Annotated in this window: 24 protein-coding genes; 16 read left to right on the top strand and 8 right to left on the bottom strand. The window is 48.3% G+C overall.

The features are described from left to right. The first annotated feature begins 99 nt into the window (after positions 1–99). Complete coding sequence (locus METPAY_RS02760) at positions 100–711, top strand: phosphoribosylanthranilate isomerase (RefSeq protein ID WP_084600661.1); 612 nt, start codon at positions 100–102, stop codon at positions 709–711. Here the strand turns inward: METPAY_RS02760 and METPAY_RS02755 are convergent. After that, entirely contained in the window at positions 701–1132 is a 432-nt protein-coding gene (locus tag METPAY_RS02755) for a hypothetical protein (RefSeq protein WP_048148924.1), read from the bottom strand. The two genes, METPAY_RS02760 and METPAY_RS02755, sit on opposite strands and share 11 nt — an antisense overlap. Before the next feature lie 166 nt (positions 1133–1298). Here METPAY_RS02755 and METPAY_RS02750 point away from each other — a divergent pair, with 166 nt between their 5' ends. From METPAY_RS02750 to METPAY_RS14025, 10 genes are all read left to right on the top strand, one after another. Then, on the top strand, positions 1299–2510 hold the full coding sequence (locus tag METPAY_RS02750) for an NAD(P)-dependent malic enzyme (RefSeq protein WP_048148921.1): 1212 nt from the start codon (positions 1299–1301) through the stop codon (positions 2508–2510). A 65-nt stretch (positions 2511–2575) separates the two neighbouring features. Further along, positions 2576–2878: a ferritin family protein gene (locus tag METPAY_RS02745; RefSeq protein ID WP_013329267.1), complete on the top strand. Its 303-nt coding sequence runs from the start codon at positions 2576–2578 to the stop codon at positions 2876–2878. Between the two features lie 87 nt (positions 2879–2965). Next, the gene (gene hxlB, locus METPAY_RS02740; RefSeq protein ID WP_048148917.1) at positions 2966–3568 is read left to right on the top strand and encodes a 6-phospho-3-hexuloisomerase; all 603 of its coding nucleotides are present in this window, start codon (positions 2966–2968) and stop codon (positions 3566–3568) included. 12 nt (positions 3569–3580) lie between these two features. Beyond that, on the top strand, positions 3581–4696 hold the full coding sequence (locus tag METPAY_RS02735; protein WP_084600660.1) for a pyridoxal phosphate-dependent aminotransferase: 1116 nt from the start codon (positions 3581–3583) through the stop codon (positions 4694–4696). Positions 4697–4706: 10 nt separating this feature from the next. Continuing rightward, the gene (locus tag METPAY_RS02730) at positions 4707–5747 is read left to right on the top strand and encodes a M42 family metallopeptidase (protein WP_048148915.1); all 1041 of its coding nucleotides are present in this window, start codon (positions 4707–4709) and stop codon (positions 5745–5747) included. Between the two features lie 41 nt (positions 5748–5788). Beyond that, positions 5789–6277, top strand: coding sequence for a hypothetical protein (locus tag METPAY_RS02725; protein ID WP_245611504.1), 489 nt, complete (start codon positions 5789–5791; stop codon positions 6275–6277). 158 nt (positions 6278–6435) lie between these two features. Continuing rightward, a complete protein-coding gene (locus tag METPAY_RS02720; protein WP_048148909.1) occupies positions 6436–7620 on the top strand; it encodes an argininosuccinate synthase in 1185 nt (394 codons plus the stop codon). A gap of 56 nt (positions 7621–7676) precedes the next feature. After that, on the top strand, positions 7677–8486 hold the full coding sequence (locus tag METPAY_RS02715; RefSeq protein ID WP_048148906.1) for a sulfite exporter TauE/SafE family protein: 810 nt from the start codon (positions 7677–7679) through the stop codon (positions 8484–8486). 101 nt (positions 8487–8587) lie between these two features. Continuing rightward, a complete protein-coding gene (locus METPAY_RS02710) occupies positions 8588–9379 on the top strand; it encodes an FHA domain-containing protein (RefSeq protein WP_048148904.1) in 792 nt (263 codons plus the stop codon). 52 nt (positions 9380–9431) lie between these two features. Further along, positions 9432–11153, top strand: coding sequence for a serine/threonine protein kinase (locus METPAY_RS14025; RefSeq protein WP_157198973.1), 1722 nt, complete (start codon positions 9432–9434; stop codon positions 11151–11153). A 788-nt stretch (positions 11154–11941) separates the two neighbouring features. On the opposite strand, the gene METPAY_RS02700 is transcribed toward METPAY_RS14025, so the two are convergent. The 3 genes from METPAY_RS02700 to METPAY_RS02690 are packed head-to-tail and all read right to left on the bottom strand — an operon-like array spanning position 11942 to position 15418. Continuing rightward, on the bottom strand, positions 11942–13387 hold the full coding sequence (locus tag METPAY_RS02700; protein WP_048148902.1) for an NEW3 domain-containing protein: 1446 nt from the start codon (positions 13385–13387) through the stop codon (positions 11942–11944). Positions 13388–13389: 2 nt separating this feature from the next. Then, on the bottom strand, positions 13390–14496 hold the full coding sequence (locus tag METPAY_RS02695; protein ID WP_048148900.1) for an ABC transporter permease: 1107 nt from the start codon (positions 14494–14496) through the stop codon (positions 13390–13392). A gap of 1 nt (position 14497) precedes the next feature. After that, positions 14498–15418: an ABC transporter ATP-binding protein gene (locus METPAY_RS02690; protein ID WP_048148898.1), complete on the bottom strand. Its 921-nt coding sequence runs from the start codon at positions 15416–15418 to the stop codon at positions 14498–14500. 490 nt (positions 15419–15908) lie between these two features. Here METPAY_RS02690 and METPAY_RS02685 point away from each other — a divergent pair, with 490 nt between their 5' ends. The 3 genes from METPAY_RS02685 (at position 15909) to METPAY_RS02675 (ending at position 18421) form a co-directional block, all read left to right on the top strand. Beyond that, positions 15909–17399, top strand: a complete 1491-nt coding sequence (locus METPAY_RS02685; protein ID WP_048148896.1) for a methanogenesis marker 14 protein — start codon at positions 15909–15911, stop codon at positions 17397–17399. Positions 17400–17412: 13 nt separating this feature from the next. Beyond that, positions 17413–17667: a hypothetical protein gene (locus METPAY_RS02680; RefSeq protein ID WP_048148894.1), complete on the top strand. Its 255-nt coding sequence runs from the start codon at positions 17413–17415 to the stop codon at positions 17665–17667. 475 nt (positions 17668–18142) lie between these two features. Next, positions 18143–18421: a hypothetical protein gene (locus tag METPAY_RS02675; protein WP_048148892.1), complete on the top strand. Its 279-nt coding sequence runs from the start codon at positions 18143–18145 to the stop codon at positions 18419–18421. Here METPAY_RS02675 and argF read toward each other — a convergent pair. The 4 genes from argF to METPAY_RS02655 are packed head-to-tail and all read right to left on the bottom strand — an operon-like array spanning position 18402 to position 21655. Continuing rightward, the gene (gene argF / locus METPAY_RS02670; RefSeq protein WP_048148890.1) at positions 18402–19337 is read right to left on the bottom strand and encodes an ornithine carbamoyltransferase; all 936 of its coding nucleotides are present in this window, start codon (positions 19335–19337) and stop codon (positions 18402–18404) included. The two genes, METPAY_RS02675 and argF, sit on opposite strands and share 20 nt — an antisense overlap. Further along, positions 19334–20626 (bottom strand): phosphoribosylamine--glycine ligase, encoded by a 1293-nt coding sequence (purD, locus tag METPAY_RS02665; protein WP_048148888.1) that lies wholly within the window; start codon positions 20624–20626, stop codon positions 19334–19336. The genes argF and purD overlap by 4 nt, the downstream gene beginning before the upstream one ends. Before the next feature lie 25 nt (positions 20627–20651). Further along, a complete protein-coding gene (gene pyrE / locus METPAY_RS02660; RefSeq protein WP_048148885.1) occupies positions 20652–21170 on the bottom strand; it encodes an orotate phosphoribosyltransferase in 519 nt (172 codons plus the stop codon). Continuing rightward, positions 21164–21655: a CDP-2,3-bis-(O-geranylgeranyl)-sn-glycerol synthase gene (locus METPAY_RS02655; protein ID WP_048149057.1), complete on the bottom strand. Its 492-nt coding sequence runs from the start codon at positions 21653–21655 to the stop codon at positions 21164–21166. The genes pyrE and METPAY_RS02655 overlap by 7 nt, the downstream gene beginning before the upstream one ends. 190 nt (positions 21656–21845) lie before the next feature. Here METPAY_RS02655 and tes point away from each other — a divergent pair, with 190 nt between their 5' ends. Together tes and METPAY_RS02645 are read left to right on the top strand one after the other, a co-directional pair. After that, positions 21846–23336 carry a tetraether lipid synthase Tes gene (tes, locus tag METPAY_RS02650; RefSeq protein ID WP_048148883.1) on the top strand — a complete coding sequence of 497 codons (1491 nt, stop codon included), beginning with the start codon at positions 21846–21848 and terminating at the stop codon, positions 23334–23336. A gap of 9 nt (positions 23337–23345) precedes the next feature. Further along, the gene (locus METPAY_RS02645) at positions 23346–24143 is read left to right on the top strand and encodes an ATP-grasp domain-containing protein (protein WP_048148880.1); all 798 of its coding nucleotides are present in this window, start codon (positions 23346–23348) and stop codon (positions 24141–24143) included.

Genomic DNA, 24143 nt, shown 5'->3' with positions numbered 1-24143 from the left:
CCCTTGCCAGGGGCCGTCCGGCGGCCTGGCCGCCGGTGCCGGGGTCGCCCGGGAAAGACATGAGACAGCATATAACAAACTAAAAAAATTCCGGCGGGGATGTTTTTGAGGGTTAAAATCTGCGGAATAACAAATATTGGGGATGCACTGTTCGCCGAAAGATCGGGTGCAGATGCAATAGGAGTCGTAATATCGGAAGAATCGCCGAGATGCATAAGCACTGAAGATGCAAAGGAAATTTTCTCGGCACTCGGTCCGTTTACCACCACTGTAATAGTCACGCACACGAATTCACAGGATCTCCTTGAGGAGATGGCGGCTGTAAATCCTTCGGCGATACAGGTCTCGGCCGATGTGAAGAGACCTGAAAATTTCTGCGGGAAGCTCATCCGTGTCGCGGGTGAAGACGGAAAGTATCCTGAAGACTGCGATGCGGTAATAATCGATCGGAGCCACGGGAGAGGAGTTCCGTTCGATTACGAATATGCCGAAAAGATCATGAAGACGGCTGCCAAACCGGTGATCCTTGCCGGCGGTCTCAATCCGTCGAACGTACAGGCGGCGATAAGCAGGCTTCAGCCATACGCCGTCGATGTCTGTTCGGGTGTCGAGAAATCACCGGGGATCAAGGACCCGATGATGGTACTTGAATTCCTTAAGGCGGCCGGAAAGATCCCTGCGGTCAGAAAAAAAGAGAAGATCAGCCGATAACAGGGCCCGGCTCTTCGTCGACATCGAAGTCGTCGAGAAACGGCATAAGCCCTTTTACATACCTGATCTTTTTATTTTCCGATGTGATCTCGCCGGTCGAGATTACTTTTATCATCAGGGGAAACTCCGAGAGCCTGTTCTCAAAGGTCGGATCGTTCTCCTTTCCGAATTTGATAAACTTTTCAACCTCTATAAACGGCCTCATGTCTTCGTCATGGCCGGCAAAATCCATGAGATCTTTTTCATAAGTGGAGTTTTCCGCCAGGTCTTTTTCAAAATACAGGACAACGCGGATATCATAGAGATCATGAATTTTTTTAAGATCGAGAAGATCCACACTCGCTCCTTCGCTGATCGATATTGAAGCATACTTCTCCGTGTCCGTCTCTCCGGGGATGTTTTCGAATTTTTTCCTGTTCATAGCTACTCCAGTGTTGGCGGTTTTTTATTTAAAACGTTTATGAAACAAAGGTTTCATGGACTGTTTCATGTAAATCACAACGTGATTTTCATTTATACTTAATAACCCGGTCAGACCAACACAACTATAAACCGGAATCGTCATCTCATATAATTAGGAGGCAGGCATGCCAAACGGAGATGTATACCCTGATCTTGATAAAGAGTCTCTCGAACTTCATGAAAAAAACAGGGGAAAGATCGAGATAAAATGTAAAATCCCCCTCGAAACGAAATGGGATCTCTCAAGGGCATACACGCCCGGAGTCGCAGCCGTATGCAGGGCGATAAAGAACGATCCCGAACTGGCCTATAAGTACACTCTAAAGGCAAACACCATTGCAATCGTAACCGACGGAACCGCCGTCCTCGGCCTCGGCGACATCGGCCCGTGTGCCGCGATCCCGGTCATGGAGGGAAAAGCCGCACTATTCAAAAGATTCGCAGGCATAGACGCATTCCCGATCTGTTTTGAAAAATCCGCGAACATCGCCTCGGAGATAAGAAACATCGCTTCGGTCTTCGGCGGGATCAATCTCGAAGATATCGCCGCCCCGAGATGCTTCGAGATCGAAGAGGCGCTCCAGGACTTAGGGATTCCCGTCATGCATGACGACCAGCACGGGACAGCCATCGCCGTGCTCGCCGGACTCCTGAACGCGTGCAGGGTGACAGGAAAGGATTTCGAAGATCTGAAGATCGTAGTCTCGGGTGCCGGTGCGGCAGGATATGCCGTCTCGAGGCTCCTCCGCTGCATCGGATACAACCGCGACATCTGCACCTCGGTAAAAGAGATGATCGTATGCGACAGGCAGGGCATAATCCACAGGCAGAGAAGAGGCCTCTACAATAATAAATACAAGTTCATACTAGCCGACGAGACCAACCACACCGGAAGGGAAGGAACGCTCTCCGATGCCCTCGAAGGCGCCGATGTCTTCGTCGGGGTGTCTGCGGCGGGAATTTTAACAGGGGATATGATCCGCCGGATGAACGACGACCCGATCGTCTTCGCCATGGCAAATCCCGTTCCCGAGATCATGCCAGACGAAGCCAAAAAAGCTGGTGCCGCAATTGTCGCGACCGGCAGAAGCGATTATGCAAACCAGATCAACAACGCCCTCGTCTTCCCCGGCGTATTCAGGGGAGCGCTCGACGCCCATGCAACAAAAATATCCGACGAAATGAAGATCGCCGCGGCCCATGCACTTGCGGACTACGTACGGCGGCCGACGAGAGAGCATATCATCCCGAGGGTTCTCGACAGGGAGGTTACTATTTCAATAGCCGAGGCGGTATGGGCGTCGGCAGTCAAATGGGGCTATGCAAGGAGAGTATAGATCCCAATAAATTAATAAGAAATGTCCTCCAAATAAGGACTTGTAACCAAAGGAAAGTGATTAAAATGCCAGAATTTGGAAATCCTTTTGCAGGTCTCAAAAACGATCGCAAGCTTACCCCCGACGAACTGATAAGAGCAATCAGGTTCATGGTCTCGGCAGAGTACGAAGCAATACAGCTCTACGTTCAGCTTGCCGAGTCCACAGACAACGAACTGGCAAAGGCGGTCCTTCTCGATATCGCTGATGAAGAGAAAGTGCACGCCGGAGAATTCCTTCGCCTTCTGCGCGAACTTGCCCCCGACGAGGAAGGATTCTACAAAGAGGGCTACGAAGAAGTCGAAGAAGAGATTGAAAAACTTAAATAAACTCTTTTTTACCGGGATCGATCTCGTCGATCCAAAGAAAATAACTCCATAAAGCCACTATAACTAAGTAACCGTACTGGTGGTTATATGTCCGAATGCAAAACAGTAGAAGATATGATCCGTCTCATGAGCACCAAGATAGAAGAGATGGCCGATTCTATCTCCGATCAGGAGGTAGACCTGTTTATTGAGGAAATCCTGAAGGCAAACAGGATCTACGTAATGGGTGCCGGAAGATCCGGGCTTGTCGCAAAATCCTTTGCCATGAGACTGATGCACCTTGGGCTGAAGTCCTATGTCATCGGCGAGACGATCACTCCCGCCATGGAGAAAGGGGATATGATTGTCGCGTTCTCCGGGTCCGGGGAGACGAAGACTATCGCGGAACTCTGCGAGACTGCAAAGATGCTCGGGGGCAGGATATGTCTCGTGACATCCAAGTCCGACTCAAGGATCGGAAGGATCTCCGACTGCACGGTTGTCCTCGAAAGCCACAGGGATTACATAAAAGACGAATCGTCCGAGTTCGAGATCAAGCAGATGAAAGGCGAACTCAAATCCTTCGCTCCTCTCGGAACGCTGTTTGAGACCGGTGCGATGATATTCGCCGACTCCATTATCTCGGCGATTATGATCATACTCAATTGCGAGGAAAAGGATCTCAAGGGAAGGCATGCCAACATCGAATGAAGGAGAAAGGAGATGAAAGTTGAGATGAAGAACAATCTTTTTTCCGAAAGAGTCCTGGGAATAGAGATGTCCGGCATCAGGAAGTTCTTCCAGAAGGCCAAACCCGGTTCGATCAACCTCGGGATCGGTCAGCCGGATTTCCCCACCCCGGACCATATCAAAAAGGCCGGGATAAAGGCAATCGAGGACAACCTGACAGGATATACGTTCAATACCGGAGTCCCCGAACTCAGGGAAGCGATCTCGGCCAAATTTAAAAGAGAGAACGGGCTCTCGTATTCGCCGGACCAGATCATCGTAACCGGGGGAGCAGGAGAGGCCCTCCATATCGCCATGGAGTCTCTCGTTGACAACGGGGATCGTGTTCTCTATCCCGATCCCGGGTTCGTATCCTACAGGGAATGCGCAATCCTTGCCGGAGGAATCCCCGAGGGAATCCCGCTGGACGAAAACCTGCACATAAAGACCGAAGTCTGCAAAGAGATGCTCGACGGGGCGAAGGTCATGGTACTCAACTCACCGGGAAATCCGACAGGAGCGGTGGAGGATCGCGAGACCATCCGGGACCTCGTCGAATATGCCGACGACGCCGGGGTGACTGTAATCTCTGACGAGGTCTACGAGCACTTCATATACGACAAGGAGCATACGAGTGCCGCACTCTTCGGCGACAACGTGGTCACGATAAATGCGGCCAGCAAGACCTTCTCGATGACAGGCTGGAGAGTTGGCTTTGTTGCGGCAGAACAGGAACTGATCGACCAGATGATCAAGGTCCACCAGTACTGTCTAACCTGTGCGACCTCCATATCGCAGTACGCGGCCATTGCAGGATACACCGGAACAAACGAATGTGTTCTTGAGATGAAGTCCGAATATGCGACAAGAAGGGATCTGCTCTACAACGGCCTGAAAGATCTCGGATTCGAGTTTCCCAAACCCGAGGGGGCGTTCTATATGTTCGTCCCGATGGAAACAGAGATGCAGTATAAGATCCTTGATGCAGGCGTCGTTATAATTCCGGGAGATGCGTTCGGCAAGAATGCCGTCGACTATGCCCGGTTCAGCTATGCGGCATCGAGAGATGATATCAATGAAGCACTTAAGAGAATAGAGAGTATAATTTAAGTGAAGATTTATGGTAAAAGAACTGCTTGGAAAACTTTCAAACGCCCACGGCCTCTCGGCAAGCGAGGGAAATGTCAGGGCGATAATCAGGGAGGAGCTCAACGGCTTCGTCGATGAGATCTACGAGGACAAGATGGGCAACCTGGTTGCGGTCAAAAAAGGCGACGATTTCAAGATCATGATCGCCTCGCACATGGACGAGATCGGTTTCATGGTCCAGTATATCGACGAGAAGGGCTTCATCAAGTTCGTCCCCATCGGCGGATGGTACAATCCCGTCGCATATACCCAGAGGGTCGTCCTTCACGGAAAGAAAGGGCAGGTAACCGGCGTTATCGGTGCAAAACCGCCCCATGTGATGACCCCCGAGGACAGGAAGAAAGAGATCAAGACCGACGACATGTTCATAGATGTCGGTGCAACGAGCGAGAAGGAAGTAAACGATCTCGGGATCGAGATCGGAACTTCGATCACCATCGACAGGGAATACAGGCTTCTTGCAAACAACAGGCTGACCGGAAAGGCGCTTGACAACAGGGTCGGCGTCGCAATGCTCATAGAGACCCTGAAGCAGGCCAAATCCCCGCACACGATATACGGCGTCTTCACCGTCCAGGAGGAAGTCGGCCTGAAGGGAGCAAAGGTCAGTGCATTCGCAATCGAACCCGACTGTGCAATCGCGACCGACGTAACCATCTCGGGCGATCACCCCGGGATCACGAAGAAAGAAGCCTCCGTTGAGATGGGAAAAGGGCCGGTAATCGCACTGGTGAGTGCCGCAGGCAGGGGCATAATGTCCGATCCAAGGGTAACCGAATGGCTGAGAAAGACCGCAGAATCGAACAACATCCCTCTCCAGCTGGAAGTCGGAGACGGCGGGAATACGGACGCAACGATCATCCACCTTGTAAGAGACGGCATCCCGAGCATTCCGTTCCAGATCGCGACAAGATATATCCACTCTCCCATCGAGGTCGTGGACCTGACGGACATCGAAGAAGGCATAAAGCTGCTTGTTGCAGCACTGAAAACAAAGCCCGCCTTCAACTGACTTTAAAAAATTAAATATATTTTTAAGACATTCTCATGGTTATGAGAATGAGAATTGTTTTTATTCTTCTGGTGATTATGTCGGCAATGACATTTTGTGCTGCATGTACAGGTACGGATTCCGGTCCGGCGGAGGGCACGACTGCCGCTACGACCGAGCCCACAATGACTGCCGAGGCAACTACGGGGCAGCCATCCGATATGATCCCCGGACCGACGGAACAGCCCGACAACAAATACCAGGTCGATGTACAGGTAAACAAGGACCCGGTCTACGGTACGATTACCGCCATATTCAGGGGAGGTCTCGGGCAGAACTTCATACAGTCGATCGTCGTGGATGTCTACTATCCTGACGGAAGTCACGAATCAAAGGATCTTGGCAATGCGGTCGGCGACCAGGTAGAGTTCCCCGGAAACCAGAAACTCCAGGACAGGGTAAAAGTTACGGTCAACTTCATGGGAGTAATCGGATCTTACGTAATCTATGACAGTCTTGTCCCGGCGAAAGCCGTAATCCCGAATCCCTGAAATTCAAAAATTACTTCTTTTAAAGCACCATTATATTGTTGTAAATCAAAATTATGATGACATATAGTGGTGATAAATATCCTGAATCTCCTGTAGATTTCAAATTTTTGCATGATTTCAGGCCTTATTAACACTATATACAAAATCGGGAGACCAATATGGGAAAAGGTAAAATTGTGCTGGCTTTTTCAGGAGGCCTTGATACATCCATCTGTGTGCCGCTTTTAAAAGAAGAATACGGCTATGACGAAGTCATTACAGTCGCAGTCGACGTAGGTCAGCCTGAAGAAGATATAAAAAAGGCGACAGACAAGGGGCACCTGATTGCCGACAAGCATTTTACTATCGATATAAAGGATAAATTCGTGGAAGAGCAGCTCTTTCCGACTATCAAAGCCAACGGCTCATACGAAGGATATCCTATGGGCACTGCACTTGCAAGGCCGCTAATTGCAGAAGAGATCGTGAAGATCGCGGAAAAAGAAGGCGCCCGTGCGGTAGCGCACGGCTGCACCGGCAAGGGAAACGATCAGCTCAGGTTCGATTTCATCTTCAGGGGAGCGGGACTCGATATTGTGGCCCCGATGAGGGAGATGAATCTTACAAGAGAATGGGAGATGGATTATGCGGAGAAGCACAAGATCCCCGTGCCTGTTGTAAAGGACAAACCCTATTCGGTCGACGAGAACTGCTGGAGCAGGAGTATCGAGGGAGGGAAACTCGAGGATCCGTCTTTCCACCCGCCAAACGACATCTATGAATGGACCGTATCGCCGGAAGAGGCGCCCGACACACCGGAAGAGATTACTATAGAGTTCGAAAACGGTATTCCGGTCGCGCTTAACGGAAAGAAAATGAAGGGCTACGATATTATCCTCGCTGTAAACAAAATTGCAGGGAAACACGGGATCGGCAGGAACGATATGATCGAGGACAGGATCCTCGGCTTAAAGGCCCGCGAGGTCTACGAGCACCCGGCCGCAACCGTTCTCATCGCAGCGCATTCGGATCTCGAAAGGCTGGTCCTCAGCAGGCAGGAACTCTCGTTCAAGAACATCGTCGATGAAAAATGGTCCGAACTCGGGTACATGGGTCTGATTCACGAGCCGTTATTCGCGGCCCTTACCGCATTCATCAACAAGACGCAGGAGAGAGTGAACGGCAAAGTAGATATGAAACTCTACAAGGGCAAAGCCACCGTTACAGGAAGGAGCTCGCCCGATGCACTTTATTCCGGCGATCTAGTCTCTTTCGAGAGCAAGACTATCGACCAGAAGGATTCGATCGGCTTCTCATCTTTCTTCGGATTCCAGGCAAGAATCTGGAAGAACCTTAAGAAATAATTTTTTTATCATATACCGATATTACAAGTATCATCCCCCGCGGAACAGAGATTCATATGACACCTGAAGTGATAGTGTTCATTTTAATAATCGCATTCGTCGTCGGGATGATCGCATCGATTCTCGGGATAGGCGGGGGGACGCTGAACGTGCCCGTGCTGATACTTATCTTTTCATTCGACCAGATTAATGCGATCGCTCTTTCTCTTGCCATAGGTGTCGCAATATCCTTTACTTCGATGGTGAATTATGCATGGCAGCAGAGAATACTCTATAAGACGGCACTGTTCCTGGGGGTTCCGGCTATAGGGGTATCGGTATTGTCGGTTCTCGTCTCGATATCGCTGCCCGCAGTGACGCTAAAGCTGATTTTGATCGCCATACTACTGGTCATTGCATCGACTCTTCTCAAACCGGACCTGATCTCCCTCCCGGAAATCAAAAATGGCCCGGAGTATCGTGACGGCTGTAAGAACAGGTACGGCGATGAGTTCTCCGGCGATTTTCATGCACTTCATATGATCACCTGGGGAAGCGGCGGTGGACTTGTAAACGGCCTGACAGGACTCGGCGGAGGAAGCATAAACGTACCAGCAATGATCGCGGCAAAGATTCCCCCGCACTATGCGACCGCGACCTCGACAATGGTCGTGTTTCTCGCGTGTATGGCGGCCTCGATCACTCACGCGGAGCTCGGCAATATTCATTCGCTGGGTTTTCTGGCATTGTACATCACCGGCGCCGTGTGCGGTGCGATTGCAGGCACGAGATACGCAAGAAGACTCAGGAGCAGCCAGCTGTCATTCGGGTTCGGGCTTTTCCTGGTATTCGTATGCATCATTATGGCAGTGAATCTTTTTCTCTGATCGCCGGACATACCTGATTTTGGATTAGAGATTAAATTCAGATAAAATTTCAACAGTAATTTTAAAGATATATTTTCGACAAAATAATAAGTATCAGATATATGGTATTCCACAAAACCCCGCCTGATGAGACGAAGTCCGGAGATGTTACGCTGGAGGATCATGCGGAACCCGGCCTTCTCGAAGAGCTCCTGGAATACCTCCAGGCGATATCAAATCCCGTTAGGCTCGAGATCATCACTTTTATCGAAAGAGGTCCGAGATCCGTCAGGGAGATTGCGAACCATATCAACTCCAATTACGACAATACAAAAAAGCACATCGACAGGCTGCTGAATGCAGGGATCATAAAGAAAGAGCCGGGAATAGGAAAAGAGACATCCAGGGGTGCTCTTCCGGTCTGGAAATATTCTCTTATGTACGGCGGTATCGAATCGATTATCAGGAACCTGAATTCTTTCTCGAATCTCGACCTTAAGATTATCAGTGACAAGGCAATGGAAGCCATAGAAATTCTAAATGAAAATCTGTCGGGACCGGCCGGAAAAGAGCCTTACCTGCAGGTGCTTGGAGGGGACGACGATAAGAAGATATTTCCTGTAATATCCCCCCTCACAAAGATCGGCAGGACGACGGGGAAGTATTTTGAAGAAGACAAATGCTCCGTAATACTCTCCGGGTCATATCTCTCGGTTACGAGAATAAGCGGGATACATGCGGAAATTCAAAAAAACGGTACACAGTATATATTCTCAGACCCGGGGAGCACCAACGGATCGTATATCAATTATAAGCTGGTTATAAAGGGAGAATCGATAATTCTTTCCGACGGGGATATTATCGATCTCGGCAGGGGACAGACACGTGCGAGACTGATTTTTCATATGGACTGACGGTCATATAATCTATATAAAAAATAAATAATTTATGTAAAGGTGAACGGGATTGAGAAGAAACCGGCTGGTATTACTTTTATTGATCATCTCCTTTCTCGTAATTTCACCCGTACATGCAGAATTTGAATACCCGGTAAATGACAGCGCAAACAGCACATTTACTGTCACTATCGTATCACCTGACGAATTACTTCCGGATGATTACAATGAAACTGCGGTTCATGTTGTATCCGATACGAACAGCATGATAATCTTCGAAAATCCTTTTCTATACGGGATAAATAATAATGATTCGGGAAATCTTAGTATTGTCACCGTTTATTCGGACAATTACCCGCGATCTGCCGAAGATACATCTCCGCTGAATACAATCTCCTACGATCTCTGGTACTCCGACGAGATGGATGCATTTCTGTTTTTCCTGATAATCTCGCTGATCGTATCCGGAATTCTCTCCATAGTCCCTGCGAAGCAGAAGGCAAATTCAGCCGGCAAACCCGAACCCTTTGAGAGGAATCTTATCGCGGCAGGTCATTTCGCAATTTTCGTTCTGCTGTCCCTTATCACCGCTCATATGATATCCACCTCATACAACATGTTCGCCTATTATGAAAACGGGCTGTTTGTGTATCTCGGGCTTATTGCATCGCTCGTCTATACCGGTGCATCGTCTCTCATGCTTTCGATTATAATCATAAAAAACGGGCGCAGGGGGTATACCGGTCAAGTGCACTGCATCGTGCTGTTAATCTCATTTTTATTTTATTTCGAGTGTATAATCTCCGGCAACCCGGGATTGTTCGGGATGAACGTCATATTCATACCGACGCTGCTGCTGCTGTCACTGGTGCTTATGGCAGTCTCCAGGCTATGGTCGTCCGGGACTCCGCCGGCTGAAAATAAAACTCCTGAAAATGAAAAGACCTTCTATTATAACGGGGAAGACCGGGACAGGCAGTATATTTCATTATTCCCACGTGAACTTTACGAGAAGTACGGAAATATTTCCATAGCAGGGACCGGCGGTGCAGCGATCGTTTTCAGGGCCAAAAGAGAAAGCGACGGGGAAATCGTTGCACTAAAAATCCCGATATCCAGGGATGAGGTTGCCGGAAAATCGTTCATCAGGGAGATCTCGGTATGGAAAACGCTGAAGCATGAAAATATCGTCGAGATCTATTCGGCAAATATCTTCCCTTCGCCGTACATCGAGATGGAATATCTCGACAGAAATCTCATGTCTCTCGCATTCCCTCTTCCGGTGGAAAAGACCATCTCCATCATCACAGGCATTGCCGAAGGCCTTGAGTATGCACATGCGATGGGAATCGTCCATCACGATATAAAACCCAACAACATACTTCTCGACGACAGGGATACCCCGAAGATCACGGACTGGGGCCTCAGCAAAACGATCGCGGACAACTTCGAGTCTTCGAATATAGGATTCTCACTCGTCTATGCAGCACCGGAACAGCTGTTCCCTTCAAGATTTGGAAAACCCGGAACCAGGACCGATATTTACCAGACCGGAGTGCTCTTTTACGAACTCCTTACCGGTGAAAAGCCCTTTAAGGGAGATTTAATCGAGGAGATGCTCTCGGGCGGGGATAAAGGCAGCATCGTTCCGGTCTCGGAGATCCTGGGCGATCCCTCTTATACCGATCTCGACAGGATTATTATGAGATGCCTTAGGAGAGACCCGGAACAAAGATATCCGGATATCGAAAGTTTCCTTAAGGATTTGAAAGAGATTTCTGGAAATCTTTGAAGAGGGATATACAGTTCCTCCATATTTTTCCCTGCGGCCGGTTCTTTTAATGATGGCCGGATTGTAAAGTAAAACTTAAATAAACCCTAAATCCTGCGAAAAACCTGATTTTCAAAATCCACACAGAAGCCCTGTGTTCCACGATCTCCTGCCTGCCGGGTATAAATATCGTCTGAAAAAAACAGGACAAATACGTGCCGCTATATCGATACGATCCGGCCTTTAAACAGCTAAATATCCACAAATTGGCGAGATTTATTTTAGACCCAGGAAACACGCATAAAAAAGAGCGGAATAAGCCCGGATTACGGGTTTTCAGGCATACATTCTGTTACAAAAAGTGATCATGATATACTGGGGGATCATATTCAAAAAACCTGTAATCCGGCTTTCATTAAAAAAATGAAAAAAAGATCAGCTCTTCGTTAATCTATGTGGGTATAAATGCAGGTCTCACTTCATTGCCAACCCCTCGCCGCGAGCCGCACAGCAGGCTCACGGATCGGCCCCGACCCCGGGGCCTCTCAATTGTGACAGGCCGCTCAGGGGATAGACAAGTATCCCCTGTGCGGCGAGATGCGGTAAATTCAAGGTGTTTACGGCACTTAATATGTTTAAAAAAACAAATTCAACAGCTTAGGGGACCCTTGCCGGTCCCCTAAGCGTGCCGTGAGAGAAATATCTTAAGGCAAGGCCCCTGGGCAGGGGCCGTCCGGCGGACCTGGCCGCCGGTGCCGGGGTTGCCCAGCTAATATTTGAAAAAAATACAGCAGTGCCATAGATCAATTCTATCTTCTCTCGTGTTTTCTGAAGTAATAATATACCCCGAAACATGCTCCCGCTAGAAGCAGCACGCCTAATATTCCGACGAGCGAACTCTCGCTCACTATAATCTTAATATCCTCGGTATCTTCTTCCTGGTCGGAGATGACCTTAACGGAGATCTTGTAATCCGAGGCGGCGATGTTTGCAGGCGGAGTGACCTTGAGATTGACGACCGCTTTTTGACCCGGCTGTATGGACGGGATCGTAGAAGGTGTCGTCCGGACATTCCATCCGTCAGGTGCCGAGACTTCGACTCTTACATTGGTCAGCGCTTCGCCGCTTCCCTTGTTCGATATCGACATCGAAATTTCCGCCGTGTCACCCTTTGTGATCTCATAACGGTATTTCTCGGAGAATACAACCATGTTGCTGCTGCCTGTAATCTTTGCCTCGAGCTTTTCTGTATAACTGTTATCCGACGAATTTACCGAGATATTGAAAGAGTAATCTCCCTTCTCCACGGAATACGGGGGAATGATCTCGAGGAAGACGGTTTTTTCAGAACCTGCGTCAATATAGAGACTCGATGCGCTTTCGTTCGAACTCGATGCAAGTTTAAATCTCCCGTACCATCCTGCAGGAAGACCCTCGACACCGAGATCGAATATATCGTCGCTTTTTCCGACATTAGACAACAGTATTTCATATACCGGCTTGTTTCCGATGGTTGCCGTCACAAGCGGGGATTTAACGTCTATGGTCAGCCCGTAGTTTTTCTTCTCGAGCATTATTGTTCCGGCGTCGGTGGTGTAGCCGCTTTTTATCGCTATATCGTCCTTTTGAGAACCGATATAACCGCTGCTTTCGATATTAAGAATATAATCCCCCTGATCGACTTCGGTCCGGATCTGCCCGTCTGCGGTTGTAAGGACCTCTTTTACGATGTTATGCATTCTGTCATCGACAACCTTCACCACTGCGCCTTTTATCTTTTCTCCCTGTTCGTCGACAACCGTAACCTTAAGGACGCCGGACTCTCCGGCATGTGTTTTTTCGATTTTGATATAAATCCACAGCCGTGCGTCGTCGATCCGGATTCTTACCGGATATGTATCTACAGGAGTGTCGCCTGCCGTATCTACTTCAAGGGTAACTGCTAACTCCTCGCCTTTTCCCATTAAAACACGGTCGATTTTATTTTCGCCGGAGTAAAAAGCAAACTTCCAGTCGTTCTCTCCTTTAAACGTATCCACATCGAGCATCTTTGGATATGTGCCGTAGTTGTTCTTTATTTTCAGGTCGAACTTTACCGTTTCACCGGCTTCAACGATCCTCCCGGGAAAACTGCATATAATCTCTACATTGGGGGTTGCATTGTCTGATGCAAAAACTCCCTGCGGTAAGAGAAGCAGGATTAAAAATGCCGATGCCAATAAACAGTTCAGCAATTTTTGATTAATTCCCGTCATTTTCACCTCACGTCAATCCTCATGAAACGGACATATGCCGCACCGAAGAATACTGCCGGAATTGCGATCAGGGCAACGAAGTTCCACAAGAGTTTCCCGAGAACATCCATAACACCGGCACTCTCTTTATCCGCAGGAGAATAAGAAGACCTCAGGAGGTCGTCAAAGCCGCTGCTCGAATATGTCAGCGTATTCATGATATCCTGGAAATTGTTGGTCGGCGAAAGAAGGCTGATGAAGCCCGACAACATCTCTCTTTTACCCCAATATTCTTCCATTTCATCCATGTATTTCTCCCAGGCCTCATCCTCCTCTTTTACATACGCATTTTCGGTTTTCGTCACTTCTCCGGTATCACTTACGGTCATCGTAACCGCTGCCCCGTTGAAACCGTAGTCAATATCGAAGTATCCTTCCGGGTATTCGGGTGCAGGTCCGATAATGAGGTCGGTCGTCGAACTCCAGACAAAAACCGGCAGGAGACTCGAAAGGAAGACGAAGAGGATAAGAGTATAAACAAGAGAATTGCCGCTGTCTTCTGCAACCGTTGACATGAACATGGAGATGGCGAAGTATGAAAAGATCATCAAAAACGCTGCAAGCCCGAAGAAGGCTATGTATATGAAATCTTCGCCCGAAGGAACTATCCCGAAGATCAGCATGATGCCTGCTGCAATAATAAAAGTTACGAATAAAGCTAGCAGCAATGCAAGAATTCCGCCCGCGGCTTTTCCGTTTATGACTTCATCGCGGTATATCGGGTGAGACAACAGGATTTTGAGCGATTTACTCTCTTTTTCCTTCGTAATCAGGTCGAATCCCATGGCGATTCCGAGTATGGCTCCCAGGGATGCAAGAAGAGCTCCCACACTATTGAAGATCGTCATTATCGACGGCTTGTACCAATACGAATCCGTCTCAGAATTCTCATCGACCACGCTGACCTGTTCGTTATAATCGTCGATCTGCTTGTTATAGTCCACAGATCCGGAAGCCATCCCTATGATCGTTACGACAAGGATGATCGAAAGGAACATCAGGAATTTTCTGCTGTGGGTATGATCCTGGAATTCCTTTTCTGTTATTGCAAAAAGTCCAACGGATTTCATATCAGCTGTTCACCTCGTTGTAGTACGAAAGAACGGCGTCTTCCATTGTTATGGCATCAAGTGCGATCTCCCTCGGAACGATCCTGTTCTCGATCAGGATTCTGCCTATGTCGGTCCTGATATCGCATGAAGCGATAATCTTCGCCTTGGTCATTCCCCCGGAATAATCAACCCTGATGATATCGTCATGAACAAGTTCGGGCATCCCGGACGCGGTCTCGACATTGATAATTATCTCGGGCAGACCTAAAAGATCCAGGTTTCTCGCAAGTTCGTCCCAGGACCCGTCTTTTATTATCCTTCCCTTCTGCATGATCCCGACCCTCGAACAGACTTTGCTGACCTCCGAGAGAATATGCGAAGATACGAGAACCGTCTTATCCGAGCCTGAAATATTCCTGATGATCTTGCGGTAATCGGAAACTCCCTGCGGATCGAGATTGGCCGTCGGTTCGTCAAGAATGACCACATCGGGATCATTGATCAGCGCCTTGGCAATCCCCAGCCGCTGGCGCATTCCCTTCGAGTACCCGCCGACCTTCTTCTCAACACCGGATAATCCTACGAGTTCAAGGAGTTCGTCTGTCCTTGTCCTTCTCTCCTTTTCGGGAATATTGTATAGCTTGGAGAAAAATTCCAGGTTCTGTTCGGCCGAAAGGTTGGGATAAAACCCGACATCTTCAGGCATATAGCCGATTCTTCTCTTTACTTCGATGGGATTTCTCGAGACTTCCGTCCCGTCGATATAGCATTCTCCCGAAGTCGGCTGAATAAGCCCGCACAGCATCAGGATAGTAGTACTTTTTCCCGCACCGTTCGGGCCAAGGAGACCAAATACCTCCCCTTTATCTATTTTTATGGAGAGATTGTCTACAGCGTTAATTTTACCGTAGGTTTTGACCAGATTTTTAAATTCTATCATTTTACATACCTTTGATTCTTAAGAATCCTGAAAATTGAATGAAGAATCTTCCAGGAAATATTATTGCGGTACTGCTGCCTGAAGCATTTTCCAATGGTGAAACGATGGTGTCTGTTTATTGGGGGATTGGGTCTGTTTTGATTGTGAGTCGTAAATTGAGACGATCACAGGCAGCAATACTCAGATAGTATTTCATGAATGTGGCATTTATATGAAATAATTAAAAAAAATCAGTCATTTAACCGGGAAGTTAATTCATATATATTGGTGTAAATAAAAAGAACAACATAAAAACATTAATTCAGGATTATTTTTGGTAAACAGGATTCGCACCTGTTCTTTTTTTTTAACCTGAAGTATCCTGCAGGAATATATCCATTACAGAGATCAGTATCTGCGAATTAACAAAACGTAGAATTTTTGAGAGGATAAATCTGAACAATTTAGAGAAAACAAAAGATTTAATCCTGAAAAAAATAATCGATTAGATATGTGTGCACTCTTTTCTTTCAAAAGGAAAACTCCCAATATCGTTGAAAGCCCCCCTCCCCCCGTGGTAGGGCAGGGGGCAGGGATGAGGGTTCCCGAATATCTCACGAAACCCTACTTTATTGTCGCATCCGTCGAAATGGGAAATACCACCACGAAATGCATACTGACCGGGACCAACCTCGAGACGGGCAGGACATATATTATCAATAAAACCGTCAGCATGAGCCGCGATGTCAGGCCCCCAAAACCCGGCGAAGAGGTATTCGGGGAGACACTCGTCGGAACTCCGATATCAAGGGAATCCGTAACCGAACTGGTCCGGGACACTCTTCTTCAGTGCCACAAGGAAGCAAAACTGTCCGTGAAGGAGGATCTCGACTTTGTCGTGAGAAGTACGGGTGTCGTTGCGGCGATGGACAAACCCGAACAGGTCGGCGATTTCGTCATCGCACTCGCAAACGGCTGCCTGGAGGCGGGCGTTCCCCCGAAGAAGATGACCCCCCCCATGAGCAAGGAGAACCTTCCGCCGAAACTCAGGGAGTTCAGTTTTGCGGACAAACTCACGTTCTGCGGAACTGTCGCCGGTGTTTCGCCCCCTATAGGCTCTTCGGGTGTAGAGATGGTCGCAAACGAGATGGAGGGCGAACTTGCAATGGCGGGCATCAAAGAAGGAGCCAAGTGGACGCCTGTCGATTTCAGGAATCCCTGTGTATCCATCGACTTCGGAACTACACTTGACGGAAGGATAACAAGCGACGTATCCCCTGACGATCCTTATCCATTTGCAAAGACAATCGGAAATTTCTGCGGCCTTGCAGGAGCAATTCCCGATGCGATCATAAGAGGTACAGGCAAGGTAAAGGAAGGAACAGGAACGGCTCTGGATCTCTTCGGGGACAAGAGCATCAAATCCTCATTATCGCTGAAGAAGACAAAGACGGTATCCGAATACGAAGAGAGGATCCACGATCTTATAGACATCAGGATCGTTCCTCCCGACAGGACGAGATTCGGTAAAGTCCCTGTATGCGCAGACCTTGCCATGGAATCGGGAATAGCGATGATCGGGTGCGACTGCGGTAAAGATTTTAGCGGAGAAGAGGATTTAAAGACAATCGGCGCAGAAATATATAAGAAACACGGCATCGGCATAATGACCCAGGTCATCGATCACGTATGTGCCGGCATGGCCCTTCGTCTTGTCGATGTCGCAAATGAAAAAGGCCTGATCCTCCCCAATACATCCATAGGTTTTACGGGAAGGGCGGCAATTTCCGGCTTCAAGCCGACATATATCATGAACGGCATCGAAGAGAGGGGATTTTTCGAAGATCCCTACAAGCACGTGATCTTTGTAGATGACGGTCTTGCAAGAGGCGCCGCTCTTATGGGCCGCTGCATGTGCTCTCTCGGAAAACCGAACGATCCGATCGGCGGTGTCAGGGGCGGGCCGTGCATCATGAGTCGCCGGATGAAGATAGGAAAGTAATGGAGTTATATTAATGAGCGAATCCGAAGCAAGTGAGAAATTATATGATGTAATCGTACCCCCGGGAGTCCCGAGATCAATTATTGTCGATATCTCGAATAAATTCGATGTCGAAGTCGTATCCCGCCAGCGTCCGTTAAAATATGCAAACATGGACGGGGATGTCCGTAATCTTCTTGCCTTCAGGTGCAAAAAGGATGTGGCGATTCAGGTCCAGGACTACATGATGGCCGAACTGAATAAATTTATCGGTGAAGACGAAAACTAAAAGATCAGAATAAAAAAATGTGTTCGGAGTCCGGAAATGCAAAGCATTTCCTCATCTTCACATAAGTTCGGATATTACATTCATAGCACTGCCATATTGCTTACATACCTTACTATACCTTACACGGGCGACCCCGGCACCGGCGGCTAAGCCGCCGGACGGCCCCTACCCAGGGGCCTTGCCTTAAGATAGCCATCTCACGGCACGCTCAGGGGACCGACGAGGGTCCCCTAAGCTGTTTTTGACATATTCAGTTCACACTATGGAGTTTACCGCATCTCGCCGCTCATGGGATACTTGTCTATCCCCTGTGCGGCCTGTCACAATTGAGAGGCCCCGAGGTCGGGGCCGATCCGCGAACCTGCTGTGCGGTTCGCGGCGAGGGGTTGCCAAAAGTAGTGAAACTTGCTTTTATACCCACGCAGATTAACGAAGAGCCAAAAAAAACATAATCCGAATTTACATAATATTAATCATGGTCTGGATAAAGTCTCTCGAAGGAAGCTACATCAACGTGGATAACATCCTCTCGATTACATTCGATAAAAAATGCAACTCCTTCGTTGCTGTTGTTGGATATAAAGATTCAAGACTGCAGCACAAGATATTCCAGATGCGTGCCCTTGAAAGCATACTCGCAGGGGACAAACCGAAATCAAATAATGAAATTATCGAGGAGATGATCCTTCATATTGAAGGATCAAGATCCGGAGACGGAGAAAAGATAATCGATTTTATGAAACTTCTTGACTGATATCGTCGCCCAACAATTTTGCGAGAAGAGCCTTTTGTGCATGAAGCCTGTTTTCCGCCTGGTCCCATACCCTGCTCATCGGGCCGTCGATAACATCGTCGGAGATCTCCTCCCCCCTGTGGGCAGGAAGGCAGTGGAGGACGATCGAATCCTTATCACATTCAGCCAGGAGAGATCCGTCCACCTTGTATCCTTTAAATGCATTAATGCGGGCCTCTTTTTCATTCTCACGACCCATCGAGATCCAGGTGTCGGTATAGATCACGTCCGCTCCGCTTACGGCGTCCCGCGGATTATCGAAAAATTTCACGTGTGCACCCACTTTTTCAGCGAGTCCGATGTACTTCTCCTTCGGCCCGTAAGCAGGCGGACTTGCTACATTTACCCTGTATCCTGTCAGGGCAGACGAGAGCATCAGGGAGTTGCAGACGTTATTTCCGTCCCCGATCCATGCGATCGTAAGATCCTCCAGGTTATTCCCGAAATTCTCCCGCATCGTCATTATGTCTGCGAGGATCTGGCAGGGGTGCTCCTCGTCCGAGAGGCCGTTGATGACAGGTATCGTCGAATGAAGGGCAAGTTCTTCAACAGTCCTGTGGCTGTACGATCTCATCATTATCGCCGAAAGATATCTTGACAGGACTTTTGCAGTATCGGAGATCGTCTCGCCTCTTCCGAGCTGCATGTCGTTCGGATTCAAAAACAGCGGGTGGCCGCCGAGTTCGAATATTCCGGTTTCAAATGAGATTCTCGTCCGGGTCGATGCCTTCTCGAATATCAGCCCGACGGATTTTTTGTACAGATACTCCGGGAAGATCCCGTTCTTTCTCTCGCCCTTAAGTTTATCCGCAAGGGCAAGTACTCCGGTAAGTTCTTCGCTGTTTAAATCCAGGATCGACAGGATGTCCTTTTTCATCTGATCTCCTTCATATGTGCGATTCTCTTTTGGAGGACTTCATCGGTCCCGATATCCTTCCTGTATCTTACGGCGCCCTTAACCGATCCGGCGGCCTTCTCTGCAATTGCTTCCGCCTCCTGCAGGGTTTCGGCCATCCCGACGAAGGCGAGAGTCCTTGAAGTCTGGGTGTACAGGCGTTCGTCCTCTTCAAGCACATTTGCATAATACAGGTAGGCGTCTCCCTGATCTTTAATGAAGAAAGGGTCCCCGGCAGTCGGGTTTTCGGGGTATCCTTCGGGAACGAGGTACTTGCATACCGTAGCCATCTTCCTGAATGTGACGTCGCATTCATCCAGCGTTCCGTTCACCACAGCTTCCACGATCTCCGTGAAATCGGATGACAGCAGTGTCAGGACGTTCATCGCTTCAGGGTCGCCGAATCTCGCATTGAATTCAATAACCTTGGGGCCTTCGGATGTATTCATGAACTGGCCGTATAAAATTCCCTTATATACATGCCCCTCTTCGGCCATCATCGCCACAGTGTCCTTCATTATCTCAAGAGCACGTTGATAGTCATCACCGGTTACGAACGGCAGCATATGATCGGGCATCGAATATGAGCCCATGCCGCCGGTATTGGGTCCGACATCACCATTGAATGCTCTCTTGTGATCCTGGACCAGGGGCATCGGAACAAGATTTATGCCGTCGACAAAGGCCATAAGGGTAAATTCTTCCCCTATAAGGCGCTCTTCAAGAACAACGCCCCCGGAAAGAGTTTTTATATATTCTACGGCTCCTTCCTTATCGAAATGCTCCCCCATTATCTTTACGCCCTTGCCTCCGGTCAGGCCGACGGGTTTAATGGCGAGATCGCCGTCATAATCCATGACGAAATCGCACGCATCATCCGTATTATTAAATATCCTGTAGTGGGGACAGCCGGCAACACCGTGCTTCTCCATCATCTCCCTGCAGAAGCCCTTGTCGGTTTCAAGACGTGCCGCCGCTCTTCCCGGCCCGAAACACCCGATCCCCTTCTCTTCAAGGGAATCCGCAATGCCTGCCTCAAGCGGCGCCTCGGGTCCGATTACCGCATACCGGGCCCCTACGGATTCGGCAAACCGGACTACGGACGAAACGTCCGTCTCTTTTGCGATCAAAATTCTTTCCGAAAGACTTTCGATACCCGGATTCCTCTTTGACATCACCGAATATATCTCTGCGTCGCTGTTGCGGGATAATGCCGATACTATTGCATGTTCTCTTCCGCCGCCACCCACGACAAGTATTTTCATAACCATCTGTATCACCGCAAAAACAAAAAACCTAAGATTCTATATCAACAATTTCGGATGCCCTTACAAGTGCCGACAAAATGACGCCGGCGGAATTAAGCCGCTCGAACGCACCCTGCTCACGATCAACCACAGTTACAACCTCACTTATATCCGCATCATTCTCCCGGAGGACATCGACTCCGAAGAGAACGCTGCCCCCCGAAGTCGTCACGTCTTCGACGAGAAGTACCTTTTTATTTATGACATCACCGATAAGTTTACCGGATTTTCCATGAGCCTTCTCCTCCTTCCTGATGATACAGTAGGGTTTCCCCGACGCAAGGGATACTGCAACGGCGATCGGAACTGCGCCGACCGCAACTCCGGCGACCACATCGAACTCATAATTCTCCGCAATCTCCTTACCGATAATCGCGAGAAGTTCCGGGTTTGTAGATGCAGTCTTCATATCGATATAGTAACTGCTTTTGGCACCGGAGGCCAGGGTGAAATCACCGAACTCTATCGCACCGTATTTAATGAGAATATCCGCAATTCTGTTTACCATGGAACATCCTTTACTCCAATCATATAACCGATTATGTTTACACCCCTGTGAAGTAGAGGAGTGATTATCAGAATACATATTAAAACTGCAATTGTTATATGCTGAACGGCCCAGCCGTAGTCGAAGACGAAAACGAGAAGCATGGAGCCTGCCACAAGATCATACTGATCGGCGATAAGCCATTCCTCACCGCGTTTTTTATCCAGCCTTCTTTTAAAGAAACTCTTGACGAGATCCCCCAGAAGTGCACCGAGCGAGAGGAGAATAACCGAAAGAAGAGTCTGGATCGACCAGCCGAAGGCATTTTCGATAACTATAAGCAGTATACCGAATATGATTCCCGACAAAACACCACCTATGAAGCCTCTCCATGTCTTTCCCTCCCCGAATATGCGTCTCCCGTCGCTCCAGTTTTCCCCTCCGTCGATAGGTCTTCCTCCTCCGAAGACTGCAGCAGCTGAGTTGGGTACATATGCAGGTATCATTATCCAGAATGCAAGAAGAAACGGATAAATTACACTCCATAAATCTAAATTGTCCGGCAACAATATGTCTAATAATTAAAGTATTAATAAAATATATAATGTATCAAAACAGTTGAAAAAATAACTTTAATGCATTATCAGTTCTCATAAATGAATTAAATAAGGATCAAGAAAAAATAAGTGAGTTACCATGGTGATCAAAAATACCAAAAGTCTCTGCCCGGAATGTGGTGCGGTTCTGCCGGCAGAAATTATTGAGGAAGACAATAAAATCTGGATCGTCAGGACATGTCCGGAACATGGGACTTATAAGGCATTATACTGGTCTGATGCCGAGATGTTCAGGCGATACGATCAGTACGACAGCCCGGGATCGGGCCTGGAAAATCCACAGGTAACGGCTTCCATAGAAGAATGCCCTACAGCCTGCGGAATTTGCAACAACCATAAATCCACAACCCTGCTGGCGAATATCGATCTTACAAACAGGTGCAACCTCAACTGCGAGTTCTGTTTTGCAAACGCAAGGGCATGCGGTTTTGTCTACGAACCTGACTTCGACCAGATTGTCGGGATGCTTAAGGTGCTCAGGGATGAAAGGCCATGCCCTGCACCGGCAGTACAGTTCTCCGGCGGAGAACCGACAATGCGCGACGATCTTATTGAAATCATAAAAAAAGCACGTGAAATGGGTTTCAATCAGGTCCAGATGGCGACGAACGGAATTAAACTTGCGCGTGATCCCGAATATGTAAAACAGCTCAAAGATGCGGGTCTTTCTACAGTATACCTGCATTTTGACGGCGTAACGAAGGAAACCAATCCATTCATAAAATTAAGCAAAAAAGCTATAGATAACTGCGCTGCGTGCGGCCAGGGAGTTGTTCTGGTTCCTACGGTAATAAACGGAAAGAACGATCACGAAGTCGGGGATATAATAAAATTCGCAGCCGAGCATAACGACGTCGTAAGGGGAATTAACTTCCAGCCGGTAGCATTTACAGGCGCTGCATCGGAAGACGATATCGAGAAGGAACGCGTCACAATTCCGGATCTCCTGGACAGAATAGAAGAACAGACCGACGGCGTGATGAAAAAGGAATATTTTTACCCGGTTCCGTCGGTTGTCCCGATCTCAGAGCTCATAGAAAAATATACAGGAAAACCGCAAATCACCTTCACGGCACACCAACACTGCGGTGCGGCGACATATGCCTTTGTAACGGATGAAGGCCTGGTTCCGATCAATAAGATGATCGACGTGGACACCTTCTTTGAAGTCATGAATAATATGTCGCAGAAGATCGATGATCCTTCGGTAATCAACAAGTACATGACACTGGCCGAGGGCCTTAAGGGAGTTCACTCCTCACTGAAGAAAGGGGAATATTCAAATTCCACGCAGTTCTGGAAGATGCTCTATCATGCACTTATAAAACATGATTTCGAGGCATTGAAGGAATTCCACTGGAACGCCCTGTTCATCGGCACAATGCACTTCATGGACAATTATAATTATGATGTGAGCCGCGTCCAGAGATGCTGCATCCATTATGCAACACCTGAAGGACGCCTGATTCCTTTCTGCACATATAACTCCGGCCCCGTATTCAGGGAAAAGGTCTGGAGAAAATACGGGAAAGACATAAAAGAACTTGATCCATTAGATAATTTAGAATAAACTTTTTTTATGATACATATAATTAAGAAACCGACGGATACGCCTGATGACAATTCTACGGGGATGGTCGTTTCCGCACTTGATAAGCGGAATGCTCCCTGGGAATACCTGGATCTTGATAAAATCAATCCTTTCAATCCGGGAATCGAAGGTGAGTTGATCTGGGCCTGCGGCATCCGCCAGGACGGTGTTCAGTTTGAAGCGTTGTCGGTCCTCGGACTATCGAACACTGTCGTCAACAGTCCTGAATCCATAGCGACTTGCGCAAGCAAGGTCCAGACAACCGCGAGACTTATCAAAGCGGGTGTTCCTACGCCCGAAACCATCTTCACCAATTCGCAGGAGCATGTAGAGACTTTTCTTGAGAAGCACGGAAAAGTGGTCTATAAACCGGTATACGGGTTCGACGGAAACGGAATATATCCGATGACAAATATCAGCGAACTTGGTGAGAGTCCGTATTACATCCAGGAATTCATTAAGAACAACTGCGATTACCGCGTGTTTGTCATCGACGGTGAAGCTGTCGGGGCCATAAGGAGAAGTTCGGATACATTTGCGCACAACATACACCAGGGAGGACTCGGAGAAGCGGTTGCCGAGATCCCCGATAACATGGCGGAGATCTCATCAAAAGCGGCAAATGCAGTGAATATAGATTACTGCGGAGTGGATCTCTTACCGTGGGAGGATTCGTATCTCGTGCTCGAGGTGAACGGAACGCCTAACTGGCACTGCATGAGTGCCCCGATTCCGGAATATATTGCAGAATATTTGGTTGAAAAAGAAAAATCACTTAAAGCCTGA

The sequence above is a fragment of the Methanolacinia paynteri genome, assembly GCF_000784355.1.
Taxonomy (GTDB): domain Archaea; phylum Halobacteriota; class Methanomicrobia; order Methanomicrobiales; family Methanomicrobiaceae; genus Methanolacinia; species Methanolacinia paynteri.
Note: the sequence above shows the minus strand (reverse complement) of the source record. Positions and strands in the feature narration are given on the sequence as shown.

Excerpts from the sequence above, each read along its gene's own strand:
- METPAY_RS02700 (WP_048148902.1), bottom strand. The coding sequence starts at position 13,387 with ATGACGGGAATTAATCAAAAATTGCTGAACTGTTTATTGGCATCGGCA.
- METPAY_RS02685 (WP_048148896.1), top strand. The coding sequence starts at position 15,909 with ATGTGTGCACTCTTTTCTTTCAAAAGGAAAACTCCCAATATCGTTGAA.
- argF (WP_048148890.1), bottom strand. The coding sequence starts at position 19,337 with ATGAAAAAGGACATCCTGTCGATCCTGGATTTAAACAGCGAAGAACTT.
- METPAY_RS02720 (WP_048148909.1), top strand. The coding sequence starts at position 6,436 with ATGGGAAAAGGTAAAATTGTGCTGGCTTTTTCAGGAGGCCTTGATACA.
- METPAY_RS02645 (WP_048148880.1), top strand. The coding sequence starts at position 23,346 with ATGATACATATAATTAAGAAACCGACGGATACGCCTGATGACAATTCT.
- METPAY_RS02655 (WP_048149057.1), bottom strand. The coding sequence starts at position 21,655 with ATGATACCTGCATATGTACCCAACTCAGCTGCTGCAGTCTTCGGAGGA.
- METPAY_RS02690 (WP_048148898.1), bottom strand. The coding sequence starts at position 15,418 with ATGATAGAATTTAAAAATCTGGTCAAAACCTACGGTAAAATTAACGCT.
- METPAY_RS02710 (WP_048148904.1), top strand. The coding sequence starts at position 8,588 with ATGGTATTCCACAAAACCCCGCCTGATGAGACGAAGTCCGGAGATGTT.
- METPAY_RS02695 (WP_048148900.1), bottom strand. The coding sequence starts at position 14,496 with ATGAAATCCGTTGGACTTTTTGCAATAACAGAAAAGGAATTCCAGGAT.
- METPAY_RS02745 (WP_013329267.1), top strand. The coding sequence starts at position 2,576 with ATGCCAGAATTTGGAAATCCTTTTGCAGGTCTCAAAAACGATCGCAAG.
- hxlB (WP_048148917.1), top strand. The coding sequence starts at position 2,966 with ATGTCCGAATGCAAAACAGTAGAAGATATGATCCGTCTCATGAGCACC.
- METPAY_RS02750 (WP_048148921.1), top strand. The coding sequence starts at position 1,299 with ATGCCAAACGGAGATGTATACCCTGATCTTGATAAAGAGTCTCTCGAA.
- METPAY_RS02735 (WP_084600660.1), top strand. The coding sequence starts at position 3,581 with ATGAAAGTTGAGATGAAGAACAATCTTTTTTCCGAAAGAGTCCTGGGA.
- METPAY_RS02755 (WP_048148924.1), bottom strand. The coding sequence starts at position 1,132 with ATGAACAGGAAAAAATTCGAAAACATCCCCGGAGAGACGGACACGGAG.
- tes (WP_048148883.1), top strand. The coding sequence starts at position 21,846 with ATGGTGATCAAAAATACCAAAAGTCTCTGCCCGGAATGTGGTGCGGTT.
- purD (WP_048148888.1), bottom strand. The coding sequence starts at position 20,626 with ATGGTTATGAAAATACTTGTCGTGGGTGGCGGCGGAAGAGAACATGCA.
- METPAY_RS02725 (WP_245611504.1), top strand. The coding sequence starts at position 5,789 with ATGAGAATGAGAATTGTTTTTATTCTTCTGGTGATTATGTCGGCAATG.
- METPAY_RS02675 (WP_048148892.1), top strand. The coding sequence starts at position 18,143 with ATGGTCTGGATAAAGTCTCTCGAAGGAAGCTACATCAACGTGGATAAC.
- METPAY_RS02760 (WP_084600661.1), top strand. The coding sequence starts at position 100 with ATGTTTTTGAGGGTTAAAATCTGCGGAATAACAAATATTGGGGATGCA.
- METPAY_RS02730 (WP_048148915.1), top strand. The coding sequence starts at position 4,707 with ATGGTAAAAGAACTGCTTGGAAAACTTTCAAACGCCCACGGCCTCTCG.
- pyrE (WP_048148885.1), bottom strand. The coding sequence starts at position 21,170 with ATGGTAAACAGAATTGCGGATATTCTCATTAAATACGGTGCGATAGAG.
- METPAY_RS02715 (WP_048148906.1), top strand. The coding sequence starts at position 7,677 with ATGACACCTGAAGTGATAGTGTTCATTTTAATAATCGCATTCGTCGTC.
- METPAY_RS02680 (WP_048148894.1), top strand. The coding sequence starts at position 17,413 with ATGAGCGAATCCGAAGCAAGTGAGAAATTATATGATGTAATCGTACCC.